This window comes from Bradyrhizobium sp. McL0616, from assembly GCF_049993385.1.
GTDB lineage: Bacteria > Pseudomonadota > Alphaproteobacteria > Rhizobiales > Xanthobacteraceae > Bradyrhizobium.
In genome coordinates, this window is the sequence record NZ_CP188255.1 from 6327265 (window position 1) to 6345661 (window position 18397).

17 protein-coding genes are annotated in these 18397 nt (G+C 63.4%); 3 read left to right on the plus strand and 14 right to left on the minus strand.

The window, feature by feature from the left end; translation table 11 throughout:
* Positions 1-73: 73 nt before the first annotated feature.
* From paaX to ACPPVR_RS30625, 8 genes are all read right to left on the minus strand, one after another.
* Positions 74-940 (minus strand): phenylacetic acid degradation operon negative regulatory protein PaaX, encoded by an 867-nt coding sequence (paaX, locus tag ACPPVR_RS30590; protein ID WP_426610268.1) that lies wholly within the window; start codon positions 938-940, stop codon positions 74-76.
* Between the two features lie 80 nt (positions 941-1020).
* Entirely contained in the window at positions 1021-1425 is a 405-nt protein-coding gene (locus tag ACPPVR_RS30595; protein ID WP_426610269.1) for a DUF4259 domain-containing protein, read from the minus strand.
* A 33-nt stretch (positions 1426-1458) separates the two neighbouring features.
* Positions 1459-2229: an esterase/lipase family protein gene (locus ACPPVR_RS30600; protein ID WP_426610270.1), complete on the minus strand. Its 771-nt coding sequence runs from the start codon at positions 2227-2229 to the stop codon at positions 1459-1461.
* A 188-nt stretch (positions 2230-2417) separates the two neighbouring features.
* Positions 2418-3704: a DUF445 domain-containing protein gene (locus ACPPVR_RS30605; RefSeq protein WP_426610271.1), complete on the minus strand. Its 1287-nt coding sequence runs from the start codon at positions 3702-3704 to the stop codon at positions 2418-2420.
* 112 nt (positions 3705-3816) lie between these two features.
* The gene (locus ACPPVR_RS30610) at positions 3817-4272 is read right to left on the minus strand and encodes a phasin (protein WP_426610272.1); all 456 of its coding nucleotides are present in this window, start codon (positions 4270-4272) and stop codon (positions 3817-3819) included.
* 192 nt (positions 4273-4464) lie between these two features.
* A complete protein-coding gene (locus ACPPVR_RS30615) occupies positions 4465-5058 on the minus strand; it encodes an N-acetyltransferase family protein (protein WP_426610273.1) in 594 nt (197 codons plus the stop codon).
* The gene (locus ACPPVR_RS30620) at positions 5055-6137 is read right to left on the minus strand and encodes an alpha/beta fold hydrolase (RefSeq protein ID WP_426610274.1); all 1083 of its coding nucleotides are present in this window, start codon (positions 6135-6137) and stop codon (positions 5055-5057) included. Before ACPPVR_RS30620 ends, ACPPVR_RS30615 begins: the two co-directional genes overlap by 4 nt.
* A complete protein-coding gene (locus ACPPVR_RS30625; protein ID WP_426610275.1) occupies positions 6134-6514 on the minus strand; it encodes a hypothetical protein in 381 nt (126 codons plus the stop codon). The genes ACPPVR_RS30620 and ACPPVR_RS30625 overlap by 4 nt, the downstream gene beginning before the upstream one ends.
* A 150-nt stretch (positions 6515-6664) precedes the next feature.
* On the opposite strand from ACPPVR_RS30625, the gene ACPPVR_RS30630 reads away from it, so the two are divergent.
* The gene (locus tag ACPPVR_RS30630; RefSeq protein ID WP_426610276.1) at positions 6665-7585 is read left to right on the plus strand and encodes an alpha/beta fold hydrolase; all 921 of its coding nucleotides are present in this window, start codon (positions 6665-6667) and stop codon (positions 7583-7585) included.
* Here ACPPVR_RS30630 and ACPPVR_RS30635 read toward each other — a convergent pair.
* The 6 genes from ACPPVR_RS30635 to ACPPVR_RS30660 all read right to left on the minus strand — a co-directional run bounded on the left by ACPPVR_RS30635 (position 7582) and on the right by ACPPVR_RS30660 (position 15333).
* Entirely contained in the window at positions 7582-8256 is a 675-nt protein-coding gene (locus tag ACPPVR_RS30635) for a spermidine synthase (RefSeq protein ID WP_426610277.1), read from the minus strand. The two genes, ACPPVR_RS30630 and ACPPVR_RS30635, sit on opposite strands and share 4 nt — an antisense overlap.
* A 30-nt stretch (positions 8257-8286) precedes the next feature.
* Positions 8287-11523, minus strand: a complete 3237-nt coding sequence (locus ACPPVR_RS30640) for a bifunctional cytochrome P450/NADPH--P450 reductase (RefSeq protein WP_426610278.1) — start codon at positions 11521-11523, stop codon at positions 8287-8289.
* Between the two features lie 147 nt (positions 11524-11670).
* Positions 11671-12666 carry an alpha/beta fold hydrolase gene (locus ACPPVR_RS30645; protein ID WP_426610279.1) on the minus strand — a complete coding sequence of 332 codons (996 nt, stop codon included), beginning with the start codon at positions 12664-12666 and terminating at the stop codon, positions 11671-11673.
* A gap of 10 nt (positions 12667-12676) precedes the next feature.
* A complete protein-coding gene (locus ACPPVR_RS30650) occupies positions 12677-14227 on the minus strand; it encodes a wax ester/triacylglycerol synthase family O-acyltransferase (protein WP_426610280.1) in 1551 nt (516 codons plus the stop codon).
* 47 nt (positions 14228-14274) lie between these two features.
* Entirely contained in the window at positions 14275-15075 is an 801-nt protein-coding gene (locus tag ACPPVR_RS30655) for an esterase/lipase family protein (protein WP_426610281.1), read from the minus strand.
* Positions 15076-15333, minus strand: a complete 258-nt coding sequence (locus ACPPVR_RS30660; RefSeq protein ID WP_426610282.1) for a DUF6489 family protein — start codon at positions 15331-15333, stop codon at positions 15076-15078.
* 379 nt (positions 15334-15712) lie between these two features.
* On the opposite strand from ACPPVR_RS30660, the gene ACPPVR_RS30665 reads away from it, so the two are divergent.
* Positions 15713-17314, plus strand: coding sequence for an ABC transporter substrate-binding protein (locus ACPPVR_RS30665; RefSeq protein ID WP_426610283.1), 1602 nt, complete (start codon positions 15713-15715; stop codon positions 17312-17314).
* Positions 17315-17415: 101 nt separating this feature from the next.
* The gene (locus ACPPVR_RS30670) at positions 17416-18396 is read left to right on the plus strand and encodes an ABC transporter permease (protein ID WP_426610284.1); all 981 of its coding nucleotides are present in this window, start codon (positions 17416-17418) and stop codon (positions 18394-18396) included.
* Position 18397: the final 1 nt, after the last annotated feature.

Genomic DNA, 18397 nt, shown 5'->3' on the forward strand with positions numbered 1-18397 from the left:
TCCTCCCCGTTTTATTGGAAGGCAATATATAACAGAAAATAGTTCATGCAAGATATTTCTGTAACATAAAAGATCAGGTGCCGAACCGCCGTTCCAGGAGCTTTCGCGCCGGCGGCAGCGCACCCTTTTCATTGGTTCCGTGACTATCAAGCCATTGTTCGGACTGCGCAAGCAACGCGCGATAGATCTCGCCGCAGAGGGCGCGGGCGGCCCTGCCCGGCCAATCCGCCGGCAGCAGGCTCTCGGGCAGCAGCGGATCGCGCAGCACAACCCGGCGATAGTAGTGGATCAGGAGAATGCGCGCGGTGAAGGCGTCGGCCTCGGAGAGCGACGTGCCGCGCGCGATCGCGGCGCGCAGCGGCTCGAAGGTCTTCATGAATTTGAGGTAGGCATCCGCGGTGCGGTCCAGCGGCCAGCTCCCGCTGAGCAGGCGGCGCCCGCTGTCATCCTCCGCCGACACCTCGAGGCGGATCGCGCCGGCCGCTTCCTCCGGCACCGGCACGCCCGAGGGCGCGACCCACACGCCCGGCAAGGGGCTGCCGAAGCCGGCATTGCGCAGCGCCTCGCGCGAGGCGTCGCGATCCTCGCCATTGCCGATCAGCAGCAGCTCGAAGCGGCCGGTCCAATCCGAGGGCGGCGGATCGTAGATGTGGCGCGTCGCGGCCTCGAATGTCTGCCGCCCCTTCTCGGCCAGCCGATAGAAGCTGTTGCGCCCGACTTTTTCGCGCGAGAGCCAGCCGTCCGCGGCAAGCCGCGACATCGCGGTGCGCACGACGCCGCTCTCGATGTCGAGGCTCTCGAAGAAGGCGAGCAAGGTACCGAGCCACACCGATCCGCCGCGCGGCACGATGGCGTCGCCGAACACGGTGATGACGATGGAGCCGGTGCGCGACGGCTCACGCTTGAGCTGGTCGATGATGCGGGAGAGCGGATGCGCCATGCCTCACGCATAGCGCGATTTGCGCTGGACGAACAATCCAATCAACAGGATCTCGCTTCCTTGGCAGCTTGGCAGCCAGTCTAGAGGCGTCGAATCACTTCTTCCACACGACGTTTCCAGTCGTCGAAATCTCGAGACACGCCCCAGAGTTCGAGGAGCTCGGAAGGTTCGACGAGAATCCGGGCAACCGACCGTTTGGCCGTCTCTACCAGCTCGTCCGAAATTGTAACCTTCGAGTTCGCAATCCACGAGTCTATCTCGGCCGTATACGCGGTCTGCTCCCCGGGGCTCCCCCTCAACCTCGCAATGATATCGGCGGCGGCAAGGCATTGCTCAGCGTCCCGAGTTTCAACGTAGCCATTTCCGATCAATGCCACACGATCGATTGCCTCGATGAGGATGTCGATGCCACGGCCCTCCCTAACCGTGAATGCGAAATCGCACGCCGTATCGTTATCAAAAACGCCGGTTCCCCAAGCACCCAAAGCGACTATCCTGTACCCGGTTAAGGACCCGCACTACCGATGCGGGTCGGGATAGACCAGGCTGCGCCAGCCGCTACGATCGAAAGGCTGCCACGCGCCTTCCTTCTGCGCGAGGCGGTCGGCGACTGCATAGACCGCGGCGGGGTGGTGGCCCATGCCGCAATGGCTGCTGTCGACCTCAATGCTCTCGGTCTGCATCCCTGACTTCTCCATGCAACCCTGCCAGGCACAGACGCCGTCGGTGCGGCTGAAGATGGCGGTGGTCGGCATCGGCGGCGGCACGGCGAGTTCGCCGCCGAACTGCGGATCGACCTCGTCGGACTTCCGTCCGCTCGCCCATTCATAGACGCGCCAGGCATTGGTCGAGTGCGGATCACCGGCAAAGGGGCTGCCGAGCGTGATCACCTGACGCACGCGCTCCGGCATCATCTTGGCGAGCTGGCGTGCGTAGAGGCCACCGAGGCTCCAGCCGACCAGGCTGATCTTGCGGCCATGGGTGTCGTTGAGCTCCTGGACCAGATCGACCATCGCATGCTGCACACCCGAGCGCAGGCCATAATTGCGGCCCTGGCGCCAGCCGCTCACAGCATAGCCCTTGCTGGTCAGAAACGTGCGCAGCGCCCGCGTGGACGCGTCGGAGGCCACAAGGCCCGGCAGCACCAGCACCGGATGCCCGTCGCCGCGCGGCGCGAGGCTCAACAGCGGCAGCGCGCCGAGGAAGGCGCCGAACTCGTGGATCGCGCGCCCTTCCAGAAACATCAGAGTACGGGACGGCGGACGCAGCGTCTGGGCAGTAGCGGTCATCAATGTATCCCTTGGGAAGGTGCCGGGCGCAATGCCGGCAAATGGGCATGAATTCCAATACGCCGGCTTCTTGAACGTTCCGCAGCGCAACATGAATCAGCTAGGCGGCCGGTTCCAGACATTCAAGCCGGAGAGACGCGGGGCTACAATAGGCCGGCGCGTTAATGCTAACGGGCGTGACGCAAAAGTCACAACAATCGGAGCAGGAGTTCTACGGAGTAAAGCACAAGGCCCGCGAGCCCGCCGATCAGCGAGCCGTTGAAGCGGATGTATTGCAGGTCGCGGCCGATATTGATTTCGATCAGCGAAATCAGCTGCGCCATATTCCACGATTTCACCTGGTCGGAGATGAAGGTCGAGACGCCGCTCTTCTGGTCGGCGACGAAACTGCGCAGTACCGTCACCAGCCCCTTGTTGATCTCGCCGCGCAGCTCGGCGTCGCCGGCAAGCGCTTCACCTGCGGCGACGCACATGCCGGCGAGATGATGCTGCAACACCTGCGTCTCGCCGCTTGCACTACGCTCGATGAAGGAGCGCGTGTTGGCCCAGACGGTGCGGGCGAGATCGGCAAGCTCGGGGCGCGCCAGCAGGTCGCGCTTCAATCCGTCGATGCGATCGATATAGGCTCGGTCGGTGCCGAGCCGGTCGACGAAGGTCAGCACCATGCGGTCGAACTCGCCGCGGAACGGATGTTTGGGATCGCTGCGTACCTCGTTGAAGAAGGCGGTGGCGGACGCCACGATCTTGTTCACCAGGAATTTGTCGGCGCGGTAGAGCCGCAGCAGGGTCGGCAGCTCCGCGCGCACTTTCTCGCGGATGATCGCCATCGTCTCCTTCTGATTCAGTGTCTCGTGCATCACGCGCAGGAGATCGTCGAACAGGATCTGGTGTCGCCCCTCCGCAACAAAGCCGCGCAGTGTGCCTGCGGCGAGCGGCGCAAGGTCGATCGCCTGGAGCTGCGAGGACATGCGACGGATGATGAACGTCATCAGGCCGGAGGTCTCGGTCGCGGAGACCGCCTCCGGCAGCAGACGCAGCGCAAAGCGTGCCAGATCATCGCTTCGCTTGCGGTCGCGCAGCCAGTCGGCGACAAACGAACCGAAGTCGATCTCATTCAGCTTGGCCTCGACCGGACCTGCCTCGAGGAAATGCACCTGGATGAATTCGCCGAGCTTGTCGGCAATGCGGGCCTGGTTGCTCTGGATGATCGCGGTGTGCGGGATCGGCAGGCCGAGCGGCCGCTTGAACAGCGCGACGACCGCGTACCAATCCGCGAGCCCGCCGATGGTCGCGGCTTCCGCGAAGGCTGCGATGAAGCCGAACGCGGGATGCACGGGCAAGAGCCACTTCGCGACAACGAACAGCGCGAGCGTCGCCGCCAGCACCAGCGTCGCCAGCGCTTTCACGCGGCGCAATTCAGCCGCGCGTTCGGCATCGCCGGGAGTGTCGAAGGAGAAGGTGCCTGATGGAGTCATCACTGCATCACAGTACCCGTCATTGCGAGCGAAGCGAAGCAAGGACGGCAGCACAAAAAACAAGGCCCGCCGAAGCGGGCCTTAAAATTCAGTTTTTCAACTCAGGCGCCAATCAGGCGGTCTTGGTGTAGACCTTGGCAAAATTGTCCTGAGCGGACTTCGCACCGTTCGCGGCGAGCTTGCCGAGATAGTCGGTGGTCGCCTTGGCGCGCGAGACGAACGCTTCGCCGCGGGCGCGGAGCAGGCCCGACTGGATCTCGACGGCTTCGCTGAACGACTTGGCCGACGCGAGCTTGTCGATGCCCGAGAGGAACGCCTCGGCGTCCTCATAGATCGCCTGCTGAATGTTGCGGCTGATCTTGCCGGCCTCAGCGACGGATTCGGACACGGCGTTCTCGACGGCGGCGGTCACCCGCTCGGAGCCGGCGAAAGCCTCGGCAGCGCGGTCCTTGGCAGTGTTGGCGGACTTCTTGACGAACTCGCGGGCGGCCTCGGGAACTTCCAGATTCTGGATGTTCTTGAACGCGTCCTTGAAGCCTTCGAAAGCGGTGTTGGTTTCGGTGGTCATTGGGGTCTCTCCATCCTCATTGGGTTGAGCTATGGGCTCACCCCGTCCGGTTGTGGCCCGGGGCCCGGCTTATATGGCACAGTTAATTGTGCGGTGCAATATTCATGCTGCATCGCGATATCACGAATACGTGATTAGCCTTATTAAAGGGCAATTGATGCCTCCCTCGCCATTCGGGTTCCCGCGACAACCCTAATGCTGGACCGCGCCCGGCAGCCCATAGGCCTCCATCTGGGCCTGGACCTGCGCGATGTTGTGGCCGAGCACCACGATGTCGTGGGTCTTGCCGCCGACATCCCTGACATGGTCCCGCAGCAGTGCCTCGGCCTTGAAGCCGAGGCTTTCGAACAGCGCGATTGCCGCCTGCTGGTCGACTGTCATCTGGACGGAGAGCTTTTCCAGCCCCGCCCCGAGCGTGAGCGCAAAGGTCTCCTGCGACAACGCCTTTCCCACCCCCTTCCCGCGGACCTCAGGCGAGACCACCATGCGGATCTCGCCGACATGTGGCGACCAGGAATGCGGGTCGCGTACCAGCGTGCCGCAGCCGACGACCTTGCCGTCCCTCACCGCGAGCAGGCTCGTGATCGCGCCGCGCTCGATCTCCTTGACCCAGGCGGACAGCACTTTTGGCTCGCTGATGTTGCGCGGCAGGAACAACAGGTCGTGGGTCGGCAAGCCCATGCCGAAGACCAGCACCGCAGCTTCGTCCGCAGGCGACATCAAGCGGATCTCGATGTCGCCGGCCTCGGTCTTGACCCGACGCGGATAGGCACGCTGTTCACTCATGTCGATCTTGTCCCCAGCCAGGAATCCAGTTTCGGCCACAGCCGCTTCACCGCGTTGGCGCCCGCGACCAGCGAGACGTGACCGCCCTTGAGCATCACCTCTTCCTTGTCCGCGGATCCGATCTTCGCGATCAGATGTTTCGCGGCCTCATACGGCACGATGTGATCGTGCTCGGCAACCGCGTGCAGGAATGGCACCTTGATGTTTTCGAGCTTCGCAGGCCGCCCGCCGACCGACATGGTGTCGTTGTAGAGCTTGTTGTCCCACATCAAGTCCTTGGTGATGGTGCGAAAGTACTCGCCGGCCAGCGGCAGCGTGTCGGTGGCCCAGCGATCGAACATCCGGTACGACTTCACGAACTCGTCGTTCCAGATGTTTTCCCAGAGCTGGATCTGGCTCACCGCGCGCGAGGCCGGGCGCAACATCTCGAACGACGACAGGATCATCTCCGGCGGCACGTTGCCGACGCTGTCGACGAGACGATCGACGTCGAAATAGCGGCGGTCGGAGAAATTGGAGAACAGCTTCATCTCGCGGAAATCGACCGGCGTGGTGAAGCAGATCAAATTCTTCATCGGCCCGTCCGGGAAGATCGAGCCGTAGAGCAGCGACAGCACGCCGCCGAAGCAATAGCCGATGACGGAAATGTCCTGTTCGCCGGAATCAGCTTGCACGCGACGGACGCAATCCGGGATGAAGTCGAGAACGTAGTCCTCCATCCGCAGGCTTTTTTCCTCGGGACGTGGTGCGCTCCAGTCGAGCATATAGACGTCGTAGCCGCGCTTGAGCAGGAACTCTATGAAGCTTTGGCCCGGCACGAGATCGAGGATGTAGCCGCGGTTGGTGGTCGCCATCACGACCAGGACCGGCACGCGGTAGATCTCGTCCGACATCGGCCGGTAGTGGTAGAGGCTCATCGTGCCGCGCGAATGCAGCACGTCCTTCGGCGTCGATCCAAGCGTGGGACCGGAGCTCGAGAAATATTCGACGCCCTTGATGCTGCGCTGAATGGCGCGCCGCACCTCGGACTGGATGCGCTCCGGGATTGCTGCGAAATCAAGTCCCGTCGCCGCGTTCACTTTTGCTCTCCGCCTTCGGAGGGCGGACGTTTTGTGCGTGGCGGCCGCGGCGCGACACCGATCTGCGCGTCGCCCGAATTGGCCGACATCTGGCTCAGCATCGACTTGATCTCGCCAATCTGGCCTTCCATGGCTTGCAGCCGCTCGGCGATGCCAGTCATCTGCTCGCGGCTCGGCAGATTCATGGAGAGCAGGTACTTCTCCATGAGATCACCGAACTGCTTCTGAGCACCTGCAGCAACGCCGCCGGCGCGGTTCATCGCCTGCGAGAATTCGGGCGTCTCCATGGCTTTGTTGGCGAAGGAGTTGAAACCCTTCTCCATGTCGCCAACCATCTTCTGCCACAAGGCGACCGGGTCGTTGATCTTGTCGGTCATCAGCGTCCTCCCAATGTGGAGGGCTTGTGCCCTTCTTTTCCGCCATACCACACCGTTGCGCGGTGCCGGTCAACCGGCTAGCGCACACGGCTTCTTCGCAAGAGAAAACCGTGCGATACAGCATCAATCAAAAGTCGAGGGAACGCACCCGTGAACGCCTCCGCCCATCAGCCGCCCCAGATCGTCCGCGCCAACGGCATCGACATTTGCTACGAGATTTTCGGCAACGACAATGCGGAACCGCTGTTGCTGATCATGGGGCTCGGCGCGCAGATGATCCACTGGGACGATGGGTTCTGCGAGCAACTCGCCGCGCGCGGCTTTCGCGTGATCCGTTTCGACAATCGCGACATCGGCAAGTCCAGCCATCTGGCCGGCGGCAAGCGGCTGACACCGCTCGAGCTGTTGAAGCTGCGCTTTCTCAGGATCCCCGTTGCCGCGACCTACAAGCTGATCGACATGGCCAGGGACACGGTCGGCCTGATGGATGCGCTCGGCATCAAGTCCGCGCATCTGGTCGGCGCCTCCATGGGCGGCATGATCGCGCAGGAGGTGACGCTATCGTTTCCGCAGCGCGTGCGCTCGCTGACCTCGATCATGTCGACGACAGGAAATCCGCGCGTACCGCCGCCGACGCGGGAGGCCGCCGCCATGCTGATGGCACCGCCGCCGCGCAGCAAGGAGGAGTTCATCGTCCGCTTCGGCGAAACGTGGAAGGTCTTGCGCGCCGGTTCCTTTCCGGAAGAAGAAGCGCTCGATCCCGGCCGCGCCGAACGCGTCTTTGCTCGCGGGCTCAATCCAGCGGGTGTCGGACGGCAGTTGCGCGCCGTGCTGGCCTCAGGCAGCCGCAAGGAACGGCTGCACGGCGTCAAGACGCCGACGCTGGTGATCCATGGCACCGTCGATCCACTGGTGCGGCCTGAAGGCGGTAAGGACACCGCGGCCTCGGTTCCAGGCGCAAAGCTGTTGATGATCGAGGGCATGGGTCATGCCATGCCGGCACGGTTCTGGCCCGACATCGTCGACGCGATCGACAAGCACGCGCATGGCGCGGCGGCGAAGGCGGCCTAGCTCTTCTTCGCGATCCAGATCACATGGCGCGCGCCGCCGCCCCTGCCGGTGGCGCGGACGTTGACGTCGTTGACGTCAAAGCCGGCGCTTCCAAGGCGCTTGGTGAATGCGGGGTTGGGTCCCGACGACCAGACGGCGAGCACACCACCCGGCCGTAACGCCGTCTTCGCGGCCTTCAACCCGCGCGCGTTGTAGAGCGCATCATTGCCTTTCCGGGTCAGTCCTTCCGGCCCATTGTCGACGTCGAGGAGAATGGCGTCAAAGGCCGAGCTCTTCGCCCGGATGATTTCGCCAACGTCGGTTTCCCGGATGCTCACCCTGACATCATCGAGACTGTCGCCGAAGACCTCCGCCATCGGGCCCCGCGCCCAGGCGACGACCGCCGGCACGAGCTCGGACACCACAACCTTCGCCTTGCTCCCGAGCACGGCAAGCGCGGCGCGCAACGTAAAACCCATGCCGAGGCCGCCGATGAGAACGACGGGTTTTGCGACCGCCTCGATCTGCTTCGCCGCGAGCGTCGCGAGTGCGGCTTCCGAACCCGACAGGCGGTTGTTCATCAGCTCGTTGGTGCCGAGCTTGATGGAGAACTCCTTGCCGCGCCGCATCAGGCGGAGCTCCTCGTCGGAGCCGGGGATTTTTGCGGTGTCGATCTTTTCCCAGGGAATCATGCGAGAGCTTTAGCACGATTGGGCCGGCGGTCACCCTCCCGCCCAGACGTCGAGTACATAGCGGTTCTTCGTGCCGAGCTCCTCGATCCAGCGCGCGCTCGCGGCCGCATCGCTGCCGCTCTTTTCGCGATGGATCGCGACCAGCGCGGCCTTCACGTCGGGCTCCATCTTGCCGCCATCGCCGCAGACATAGACGACCGCACCCTGGTCGATCAGGGGCCAGACCTTGTCCTTGTGCGCGGCGAGAAGGTGCTGCACATAGGTCTTGGGTCCATCCGCGCGCGAGAACGCGGTGAAGAGCTCGGTGATGCCGCTTGCGGCGAGCGCCTTCAACTCATCCGCATAGAGATAGTCCTGGTCGGGATGGCGGCAGCCGAAGAACAACATCGCAGGACCAAGCGTCGCGCCCTTCGCCTTGCGCGCGGCGCGCTCCTGGAGGAAGCCGCGGAACGGCGCGAGCCCGGTGCCCGGCCCGATCATGATGATGGGCACGGATGAATCGTCCGGCAGGCGGAAGCCGGCCTTGGTCTCACGCACGGTCGCGTAGACCGTATCACCCCCACGGCGGTCGCTGAGATAGTTGGAGCAGATGCCCTTGTAGAGGCCACGGCCGGATGCGGCCGGGCCGCCGACCACGCCGACGGTGACGCTGCACAGCGCCGGGTCGACCGACGGCGAGGACGAGATCGAGTAATAGCGCGGCGCGAGCAGCGACAGCATTTCCAGATAGGCGTGGAAAGGCAGCTCGCAGGCCGGATGTTCGGAGAGCAGATCGAACACCGATTTGCGCTTGGCCAGAATTTCGGCGCGGTAGCGCTCGCTCGCCTCGGCATCGTCACCGACGAAGGCCAACAGTTTCGGCTTGGTTACCGGGCAGCGCGTATGCTCCGCCATGATCTGGATCTGCTTGCGCGTCGCGACTTGCTGGAGCTCGACGAAATCTGTCAGCAACTGGCCGACCGAAACGCTGTCGCCGACAGGCAGTTGCGCACGGCGCCCCTCGGCGACCTGCAACCTGATCTGGTCGGCCGGCAGGAAGCCGAAGCGGCGCGCGACGGCGCCGACCAGCGCCGGATCGTTGCGCGGCACCACGCTGAGATGGTCGCCGACGCGGTAGCTCACGCCCTGCGGCAGTTGCACCTCGATGTGCCGCGTCGAGCGCTCGGATGGATTGGGCTCGTCCTTGTTCTGAAGCTCGTCATTGACCAGCACTTTCATCGCGACCGCGCCGCCGAGCGCCGCGATCGCGTTCACCGCGCCCGGCGCGACCGGATCGACCCTGTAGAGCGGCTGGTCGTCGGCGTTGCGGTTGAAGTCCGACGTAAGCCCCCATTCCTTCATGGCCGCAGGTGCTGCGGCCGCGAACCATTTTTCGAACTGGCCGTCGAGATCGCTCCGCGCGTCCCCCTCGCCGCGCGCATAGAGACTGCGCGCGCCACGGGCGCCAAGCTGCTCGTCGATGAAGCGCGGCACGGACTGATAGGTCGCGGCCCAATCGCTATTACCGCAGCCGAACACGGCATAGCGCACCTTCGACAGCGCATCCTTCGACACGTCGCCATGCAGCCATTTGACGAATTCCGTGGCGTTGTCCGGCGGCGCGCCGTTGTAGGAGGCGCAGAAGATCAGGATGCCGCCCTCTTCCGGCAGTTTTCCGGCATAGTCGTCGAGCGGCGCGAGCTTGGTGGCAAAGCCGTTGACTTCAGCAAGATCTGCAACTCGCGTTGAGAGCTCTTCCGCCGTGCCGAGATTGGAACCGTAGAGCACGAGCAGCGGCGTATTGTGCCCGGGCCGCGTCGTGGCGCGTGGCGCAGTAGTGCCGGCAATCGTTGCTGCCGCCGCAGGCCCGCCATAGGCGCCGCGCTCGCGATCGGCCCGCGGCCGGACCTTGATCTTGAAGCCCTCCGGCTTCATCGTCAGCGTTTCCTTCAGATGCATCTGATAGCGCTGATGGTCGACTAGCCTGAAGCGCTGGAGGATCATGCCAAGCGCGAGCGCGGCCTCGTGCATCGCGAAGCCGCGGCCGATACAGGCGCGCTGGCCGTTGCCGAATGGCTTCCACGCATTGACCGGCCGCTTTGCCTCGGCTTCCTTGCTGAAATTCTCCGGGTCAAAAGCGTCCGGGTTTGGTCCCCAGACGCTGGGGTCGCGATGCAGCGCCGTCACCAGGATCGTGGTGAAGATGCCCTTCCTGAGCTTGTACTTGCCGCCACCGAGGGTCTCGTCCTTCAGCGGCGAGATGCCGTAGGCCGGCGCCGGCGGCCACAGCCGCAGCGCCTCTTTCAGGATCTGCGTGATGTAGCTGAGCTGCGTGACCTGCTGATAAGTCGGCTTTGCATTGACGTCGGGACCGAAGACGCGATCGACCTCGTCATAGGCCTTTTTCAGAATGTCGGGATGCTTCAATAGCGCATAGAGCGTGCAGGACAACAGGCCGCTGGTGGTCTCGTGGCCCGCGATCAAGAAGGTGTTGATCTGGTAGCGGATGTTGACGTCGTCGAGCTGCGAGCCGGTCGAGCGGTCGACGCCGGTCATCATCGCGGCGAGCATGTCCTTCTTGTCGTCGACGGCGTCTGCGCTCTTGCGGCGCTCGGCGATGATCTCGTCGACCATCTTGTTCATGAAGTCGACGTCTTCACCCATCGTCTTGCGCCGCTTCTGCATCCAGAGCTGCTCGAACGGCAGGCCGCGGGTCATCATGATGGTTTCGAGCGAGCGCACCAGCGACTCGACGAAAGGATGGTAGTCGCGGCGGTAGAACGAGTTGAAGCGGTAGTCGAAACCGCAAAGGCCGATCGTATCCAGCGTCAGCGCGGTCATGTCGTGGACGACGTCGATCTCGTCGTCGGCATTGAGCCTTTCCCACTTCCGGACGAGCTGCTCGGCGATGTCGACCATGCTCGGGTGGTAGGACTGCATGGCGCGGTTGCCGAAGGGCTGGAGCAAAATGTTGTGCGCCTTGCTCCAGTTCGGCTCCTTGGTGTCGGCCGTGAACAGACCGTCGCCGCCGACCGCGCGCACACGCCGCAACGCCCCGCGCACGGCCTTGTCGAAACGCTTCTCGTCGGAAAGCTCGTCGACGAGATCGTGGCCGGAGACGACGACAATCGGCGATCCCATCATGTCGAGCCAAAAGATCGGACCGAGCTCCTTGGCGAGCCGCGTCAGGTGCTGCACCGGTGCGGCCGAATCCAGCGACAGCATGTTGCCGACCACCGGCTTGGTTGGCGGCTGCGGAATCGGGTCCAGTCGGTTCTTGGATGACATTGACGTACGTATCCCCCTCAGTAACCCTCGTCATTGCGAGGAGCCCGCGACAAAATTGCGAAGCAATTTTGCGCTTGTGCGACGAAGCAATCCAGACCGGCACCGCGGAAAGATCCTGGATTGCTTCGCTTCGCTCGCAATGACGAATTAGCCAAACCGCCTTCTACGCCATTCGATCAGCTTGGCGCTGACCTCTTCCGGCTTCTCCTGCTGCGTCCAATGGCCGCTGTCCTTCACCAGATACTTCTCCAGATCAGGTATGAGCTTCTCCATGCCGTCGGCCGCCGACGGCGGCAGCACCGCGTCGTTCTCCGCCATGATCATCAGCGCCGGCACGTGGATGCGGTGGTCCAGGCCCTTCGACCGCTCCCAATTGCGGGTGAAATTGCGGTACCAGTTGATGCCGCCGGTGAAACCAGTCTTCGTAAACGTGTCGACGAACATTTTCTTCTCGTCGGCCGACAGGATCGGCGTGCGCGGATCGTGTTTCGCGTCATAGGCCGCGACCATCTGTGGAAACGCCAGGTTCGTCTTCGACGAGGCGCCGACGCCCGCAACCGGCGGCTCAGTCGGCTTCGCCTCCGGCCGGGCGAGCGGCTTGCGCATGAAGGCGTCAAACGTCTGCTCGACGCGGCTGCCAAAAATCCTGTCGGGCTCGCGCGCGGGATCCTGGAACTGGACGATATACATCTGGTCGCCGAAGCGCTGGCGGAACAGCGCGACCGGATCCATCGGCGCGCGGTCCCAATGCGGCGTGTTGACCCCGACGACGCCGGCGACGCGCGCGGGATGCCGCAGCGGCATCTGCCAGACGACAAAGCCACCCCAGTCGTGGCCGACGAAGATCGCCTTGTCGATCCCGAGATGATCGAGCAGCCCGACGAGATCGGAGGTCAAGTTCTCCATGTCGTACGCTTCGACCGGCTCGGGCCGGTCGGTCGCGCCATAGCCGCGCTGGTCCGGTGCGATCACCCGGATGCCGGCTTCGCTGAGCGCCTTGATCTGGTGGCGCCAGGAGAAGGCGAGCTCAGGCCAGCCGTGACACAGAACGATCGGCGGAGCGTCCGTGACCGGGCCCGCCTCGTAATAGCCCATACGGATTCCGTTCGTCTGCGCGAACTTAAGCGGCGGCATTTCAATCATCACCAAATTCCTACTCAGCGGCGCCCTTGATGTCGGCCGCCGGCGGCATATAGGCCGCCTCCAATGCGGCAAACTCCTCCGGCAGCATGTCGCACATCACCTGCACGTGCGGAATGATGTTGGCGCCGACGATGAAGCCGAAATCGAGCTGATCGCGATAGCTCTGCACGGTGATGTTGAGCGCCTGACCGTGCGTCGAGATCGACACCGGGAAGATGTGCAGCAGCTCCGCGCCGGCGGCATAGAGCGTCTGCCGCGGCCCCGGCACGTTGGAGACCGTGATGTTCGCGGCCGGCGGCAGCACGTCCGACAGGTCGGAGCGGCTGTAGAGCAGCGCCATGATCTGCACGATGATCGGCGCACCCAGCATCGAGATGTTGGACACCTGCGGCATCAGTGCGCGCAGGGGATGCGACATCTCCTTGGACTTGGTCGACTGCGCGATGATGGCTTCGAGCCGCGCCTTGGGATCATCGACGTTGGTCGCGATCGAGCAGATCATGCCGAACACCTGGTTGTTGGCCTCGGTGTTGCCCTCCTCGCGCAGCGAGATCGGCACGGCGGCGGTCAGCGATTTGGCCGGCAGCGTGCCGTACTGCTTCAGGTAGCGCCGGACCACGCCCGAGGCGAGCGCCAGCACCACGTCGTTGAGCTTGCCGCCGGCCTGCTTGGCCAGCGCCTTGGACCGCGACAGCGAAATCGACACGCCGGCAAAGCTGCGTTCGGACGAAATCGACTTGTTGAGCATGGTCGGCGGCGACACCATGCTGGCAAGACTCTCGCGCGACTTGGGATCGGAGATCTTGCCAAGCACGTCGGAGACGCTCTTGACCATGGTCGGGATATTGCCGGCAAAGCGTACCGCGCTCTCGATCTGGTACATCGCATTGTCGAACAGGATCGAGCCGATGTCGCTCTTGCCGGTGCGCGGCAGTTGCAGATTCTTCGCGGCTGCCGAAGCATCGAGCGGCTGGGTGAAGAGCTGCTGATAGGAATCCAGCAGGGTCGCGGCGATATCGCGCGGTTCCTGTCCCGGCCTCGTGCCTGCTGCCGGCGGATCGACCTTCCGCGGGACCGGCGAGATGTCGTAGATCATGTTGGTCAGCGCAGCACCGGCGCCGCCGTCGATGGCGGCATGGTGCATCTTGGAATAGAGCCCGACCTCATTGTCCTTCATGCCCTCGAAGACATAGAACTCCCAGAGCGGGCGGGCGCGGTTCAGGAGCTTCGCATGCATCCAGCCGACGATGCGCTCGAGCGTCGCGCGGTCGCGCGGCGCCGGCAGGCTGGCGCGGAAGATGTGACGGTCGATGTCGAACTGGTCGTCCTCGACCCAGGAGGGATGGTCGATGTCGAGCGGCGCCTTCTCCAGGCGTGCCTTGAGGATCGGCGCGATGTGCAGGCGCGAGACGATCATCGCCTTGAAGTCTTCGAAGAAGTCGCCCTTGTAGTCGTCGGGCAGGCGAAAGATCGCCATGCTGCCGACATGCATCGGCATTTCCGGCGTTTCCAGATAGAGAAACGACGCGTCCAGCGACGACAGCTTCTTACCGTCAGCCATAGTTCCCTCCCGAGAGTCTTGACGGGCGCCTTTGCCGGCGCTTCTCGTCAGGTCGATATTGCCCGTTCCGGCGGGGCATATGCAATGGCAAACGGCCCTGCCCGGTCAAATGGCCAGAACTCCCCTTCCGGTTGTGCCAGGCGATCCGCCACGGCCCACAACGCAGCGGGGTTCACCCCGAGCCCGATATGGCTCGCCAGGTGCACCTCGATGTTTTCGGCGCGATCTGACGGGCTCAACAGGCAGGTTCGCCAGTTCACGATGCCGTCGGTGCGCGAATAGATCGACGTGGCGGGGACCGGAAGATCGCCGGCGATCGCGGCACGTAGCTCGGCAAAATCCTCGACACGCTCGCCGGACATCATCTCGTAGAGCACCGTCGCATTGGTGGCCCGCACATCGTTGGCAAAAGGGCTGCCGAGCGTGACGACATTGCGGACCATCTCCGGTGCCTGGAGCGCGAGATCGCGGGCATAGACGCCGCCGAGGCTCCATCCGACCAGGCTGACCTTGCGTCCGCTCGCGGCATGGATTTCGGCGAGGCGGGCGCGCAAGGCTTCCCGCATCCGCGACAGGCCGCCAAGATTGCGGCCCATCCGCCAGGCATGTGCCTCATAGCCGAGCGCGCCGAGATAGCGCCGCATCGGCGCCATCGACAGATCGCTGGCGAGGAAGCCCGGCAGCGCAAGCACGGGATGGCCGTCGCCCCGGGGCGCCCGCATCAGCACCGGCGACAGCAAGAGGCTGGCGTTGAATTCGAACAGGCTGCGCGCTTCGGCGAGCAGGAGACCAAGCGCCGGCGGACGAAGCCGGCCCGAGCCTTGCGCTTCGTCCCGCGCGGCCGACATTTACTTCTTCTTGTCGCCGCTGCGCGGGCTGCCGAGGCCGGCCATGGTGACGAACATGTCCTGAAACCGCTCCGCGATCTTGGGATCGAAGGTGAACCAGCTCTGGATCAGCGATTCCGGAGAGACCTTGTCGATGTTGCTCAGCATCTGTTGCTGGAGCTTGTCCATCACCGCCGTCTGCATCGGCACCACGTCAGGCAATCCGATGAACTGGCGGGCCTCAAGGGGGGTGCAGTCGATTTCGATGTTAACTTTCATGTCCCCTCCAGATGAGATTCGAGCGGCAAGACGCAGTATCGCCGCGACATGGTGTACGACGCAAGCGACCTGAGACGGACGGCCGGACGCCGGCTCCTGCAATCGGCGGATATGGTCAATCAAATCGCCCACCACGAACGCGCTCGCCGGACGGCCGGCGGGGGCAATTTCCGCTCCTGTCCGGCAGATCGAACGTCGAATGCCGCCCGCGCGCCCCTCGTCCCCAAATTGTCGGTCAGCATTGCTGCACAGCGGTGCAACTTGGCGCGTTCCTTGCTGGAATGGCGCTTGCACGGGTCGAGAACTCTGGGCAACATGGATCGATCAGCCAGCCGAACAATCAAAAAATCACGGCGCGGCAGAGTGGAGAGGGTCAAGAATGTCAGTCGGACGAAGTCTGTTTGCGGCAACGCTCGCCGGTATGCTTGCGTTGGCGGTCTCGCCGGCGTCGAGCCAGACGCTGCGCTACGCCAACCAGGGTGAGCTGAAGTCGCTCGACCCCTACACACTGAACGAGTCGACCACCAGCGCGCATCTCGGTCATGTCTATGAGGGCTTGGTCGCCCGCGACAAGGACCTGAAGATCATCCCGGGACTTGCCGAGAGCTGGGAGACACCGGAGCCGACACGTTGGCGCTTTCACCTGCGCAAGGACGTGAAATTCCACAATGGCGACCCCTTCACCGCCGATGACGTCGTGTTCTCGGCCGAGCGCGTGCGGGCGAAAGGCTCGAATTTCCAGAGCCGCGTTCCCGCCGACGCCAAGGCGGTCAAGATCGACGATTACACCGTCGATTTCGTCCTGACCTCGCCCAATCCCATCCTGACGGCGCTGTGGGCGACCTGGTACATCATGGACAAGAAATGGGCAGAGGCGAACGATGCGGTGGCGCCGACGCCGGCAGCCGCCACGACCCCGAGCTACGCCGCTCTCCATGAAAACGGCACCGGCCCCTTCATGATCGAGAGCCATCAGCCGGGTGTGAAGACCGTCTTCAAGGCCAATCCGAACTGGTGGCGCAAGCCGGAACATAATCTGAAGGAGATCATCTTCACGCCGATCGCATCCCCGGCGACGCGTGTCGCGGCGCTGCTGTCGGGTGAGGTCGACGTGATCGAGCCTGTTCCCGTGCAGGACATTCAGCGCGTCAATGCCAGCCCCAACGCCACAGTGCTGACGGGACCTGAACTCCGCACCATATTCGTCGGCATGGATCAGGCGCGTGACGAACTCTTGTATTCCAATGTCAAGGGCAAGAATCCGTTCAAGGACGCTCGCGTCCGTGAAGCCGTCTATCGGGCGATCGACATCGACCTGATCAAGAACCGCGTCATGCGCGGCCTCTCCACGCCGTCCGCACTAATGGTTGCGCCCGAACTCTATTCGCTGTCGAAGGACTTCGCCCGGCCGAAGTTCGATCCCGACGCCGCCAAGAAGCTCCTGGCGGACGCCGGCTATGCCGAGGGTTTCGAAGTCACGATGGACTGCCCCAACGATCGTTACGTCAATGACGCCGCGATCTGTCAGGCCGTCGTCGGAATGCTCGCCCGCATCGGCATCAAGGTGGAGTTGCTGGCGCAACCCAAGGCTCTGTATTTCGCCAAGGTGCTGAAGCCCGGTGGCTACAAGACTTCGCTGTTCATGCTGGGCTGGACCCCGGATACACTCGACGCCCATAACGTGCTGCACGACATCATGGGCTGCCGGGACGATCCCAAAGATCCGAACCGCGGCGAGGCCAATCTCGCCGGCTATTGCAACAAGCAGTTCGACGAACTCGCCGACAAGGTCCTCGTGGAATCCGATCCGGCCAAGCGCGATCAGCTGATCAAGCAGGCCTGGGACGTCTCGATCAAGGACTGGGCCTATGTTCCGCTGCATCAGCAAGCGCTCGCCTGGGGCGTGTCGAAGAAGGTGAAACTGACTCAGCGCGCGGACAATCAGGTCCTGCTCTATTGGGCGACCAAGCAGGACGAGTAGGTGTCGACAAGTTGTGAAGTCCCGGAAGCCTCGGCTTCCGGGACTTACTGTTTCGGGCTAACGCGATGATGCGCGCCCCTGAAGAGATGTGAAAGGAACAGATGCTCGCTTTCACACTGCGCCGGGCCATCCAGGCCATCGGTGTCATGATCGCCGTCGGAATCATCTCGTTCTCGATGTTTCGCTTCGCCGGCGATCCCGTGAACCAGATGGTCGGGATGGATACTTCGGGCGCCGAACGCGCCGCGATCCGCAAGTCGCTCGGCCTCGACGATCCCGTGATCGTGCAGTTCGGCCGCTACATCGGCAACGCTGCGCAGTTCAAGTTCGGCGTATCCTACCAGTTTCGCCTGCCGGTCACCAACCTGCTGATGGAGCGAATGCCGGCGACGCTGGAGCTTGCCATCGTTGCAACCATCTTTTCCATGGTCAGCGGCATCCTGATGGGCGTCTATTGCGCGCTGCGTCGTGACAGCTGGCTCGCGCATGTCTTCCAGGCCGTCTCGCTGATCGGCATCTCGCTGCCGACCTTCCTGATTGGCATTCTCCTGATCTACCTGTTCTCGGTCACGCTCGGCTGGCTGCCCTCGTTCGGCCGCGGCGACGTCGTGCATATCGGCTGGTGGACGACCGGGCTCCTGACGTGGTCAGGGTTGAAAGCGCTGATCTTGCCCTCAATCACCCTCGGCCTGTTCCAGATGACGCTGATCATGCGCCTTGTCCGCACCGAGATGCTCGAAGTCATGCGCACCGACTACATCCGCTTTGCCCGCGCCCGTGGCCTCACCACCCGCGCCATCCATTTCGGTCACGCGCTGCGCAACACGCTGATTCCCGTCATCACCGTGGCCGGCCTGCAATTTGGCTCGGTAATTGCTTTCGCAATCATCACCGAGACCGTATTCCAATGGCCGGGAATGGGACTGCTGTTCGTCCAGGCCGTGCAGAATGTCGATATTCCGATCATGGCCGCCTATTTGATGATGGTGTCCCTGATCTTCGTCACCATCAATCTCGTGGTTGATATCCTCTACACCATCGTCGATCCGCGGCTGCGCTCGACGGTCAGCCGGGCGCACTGAA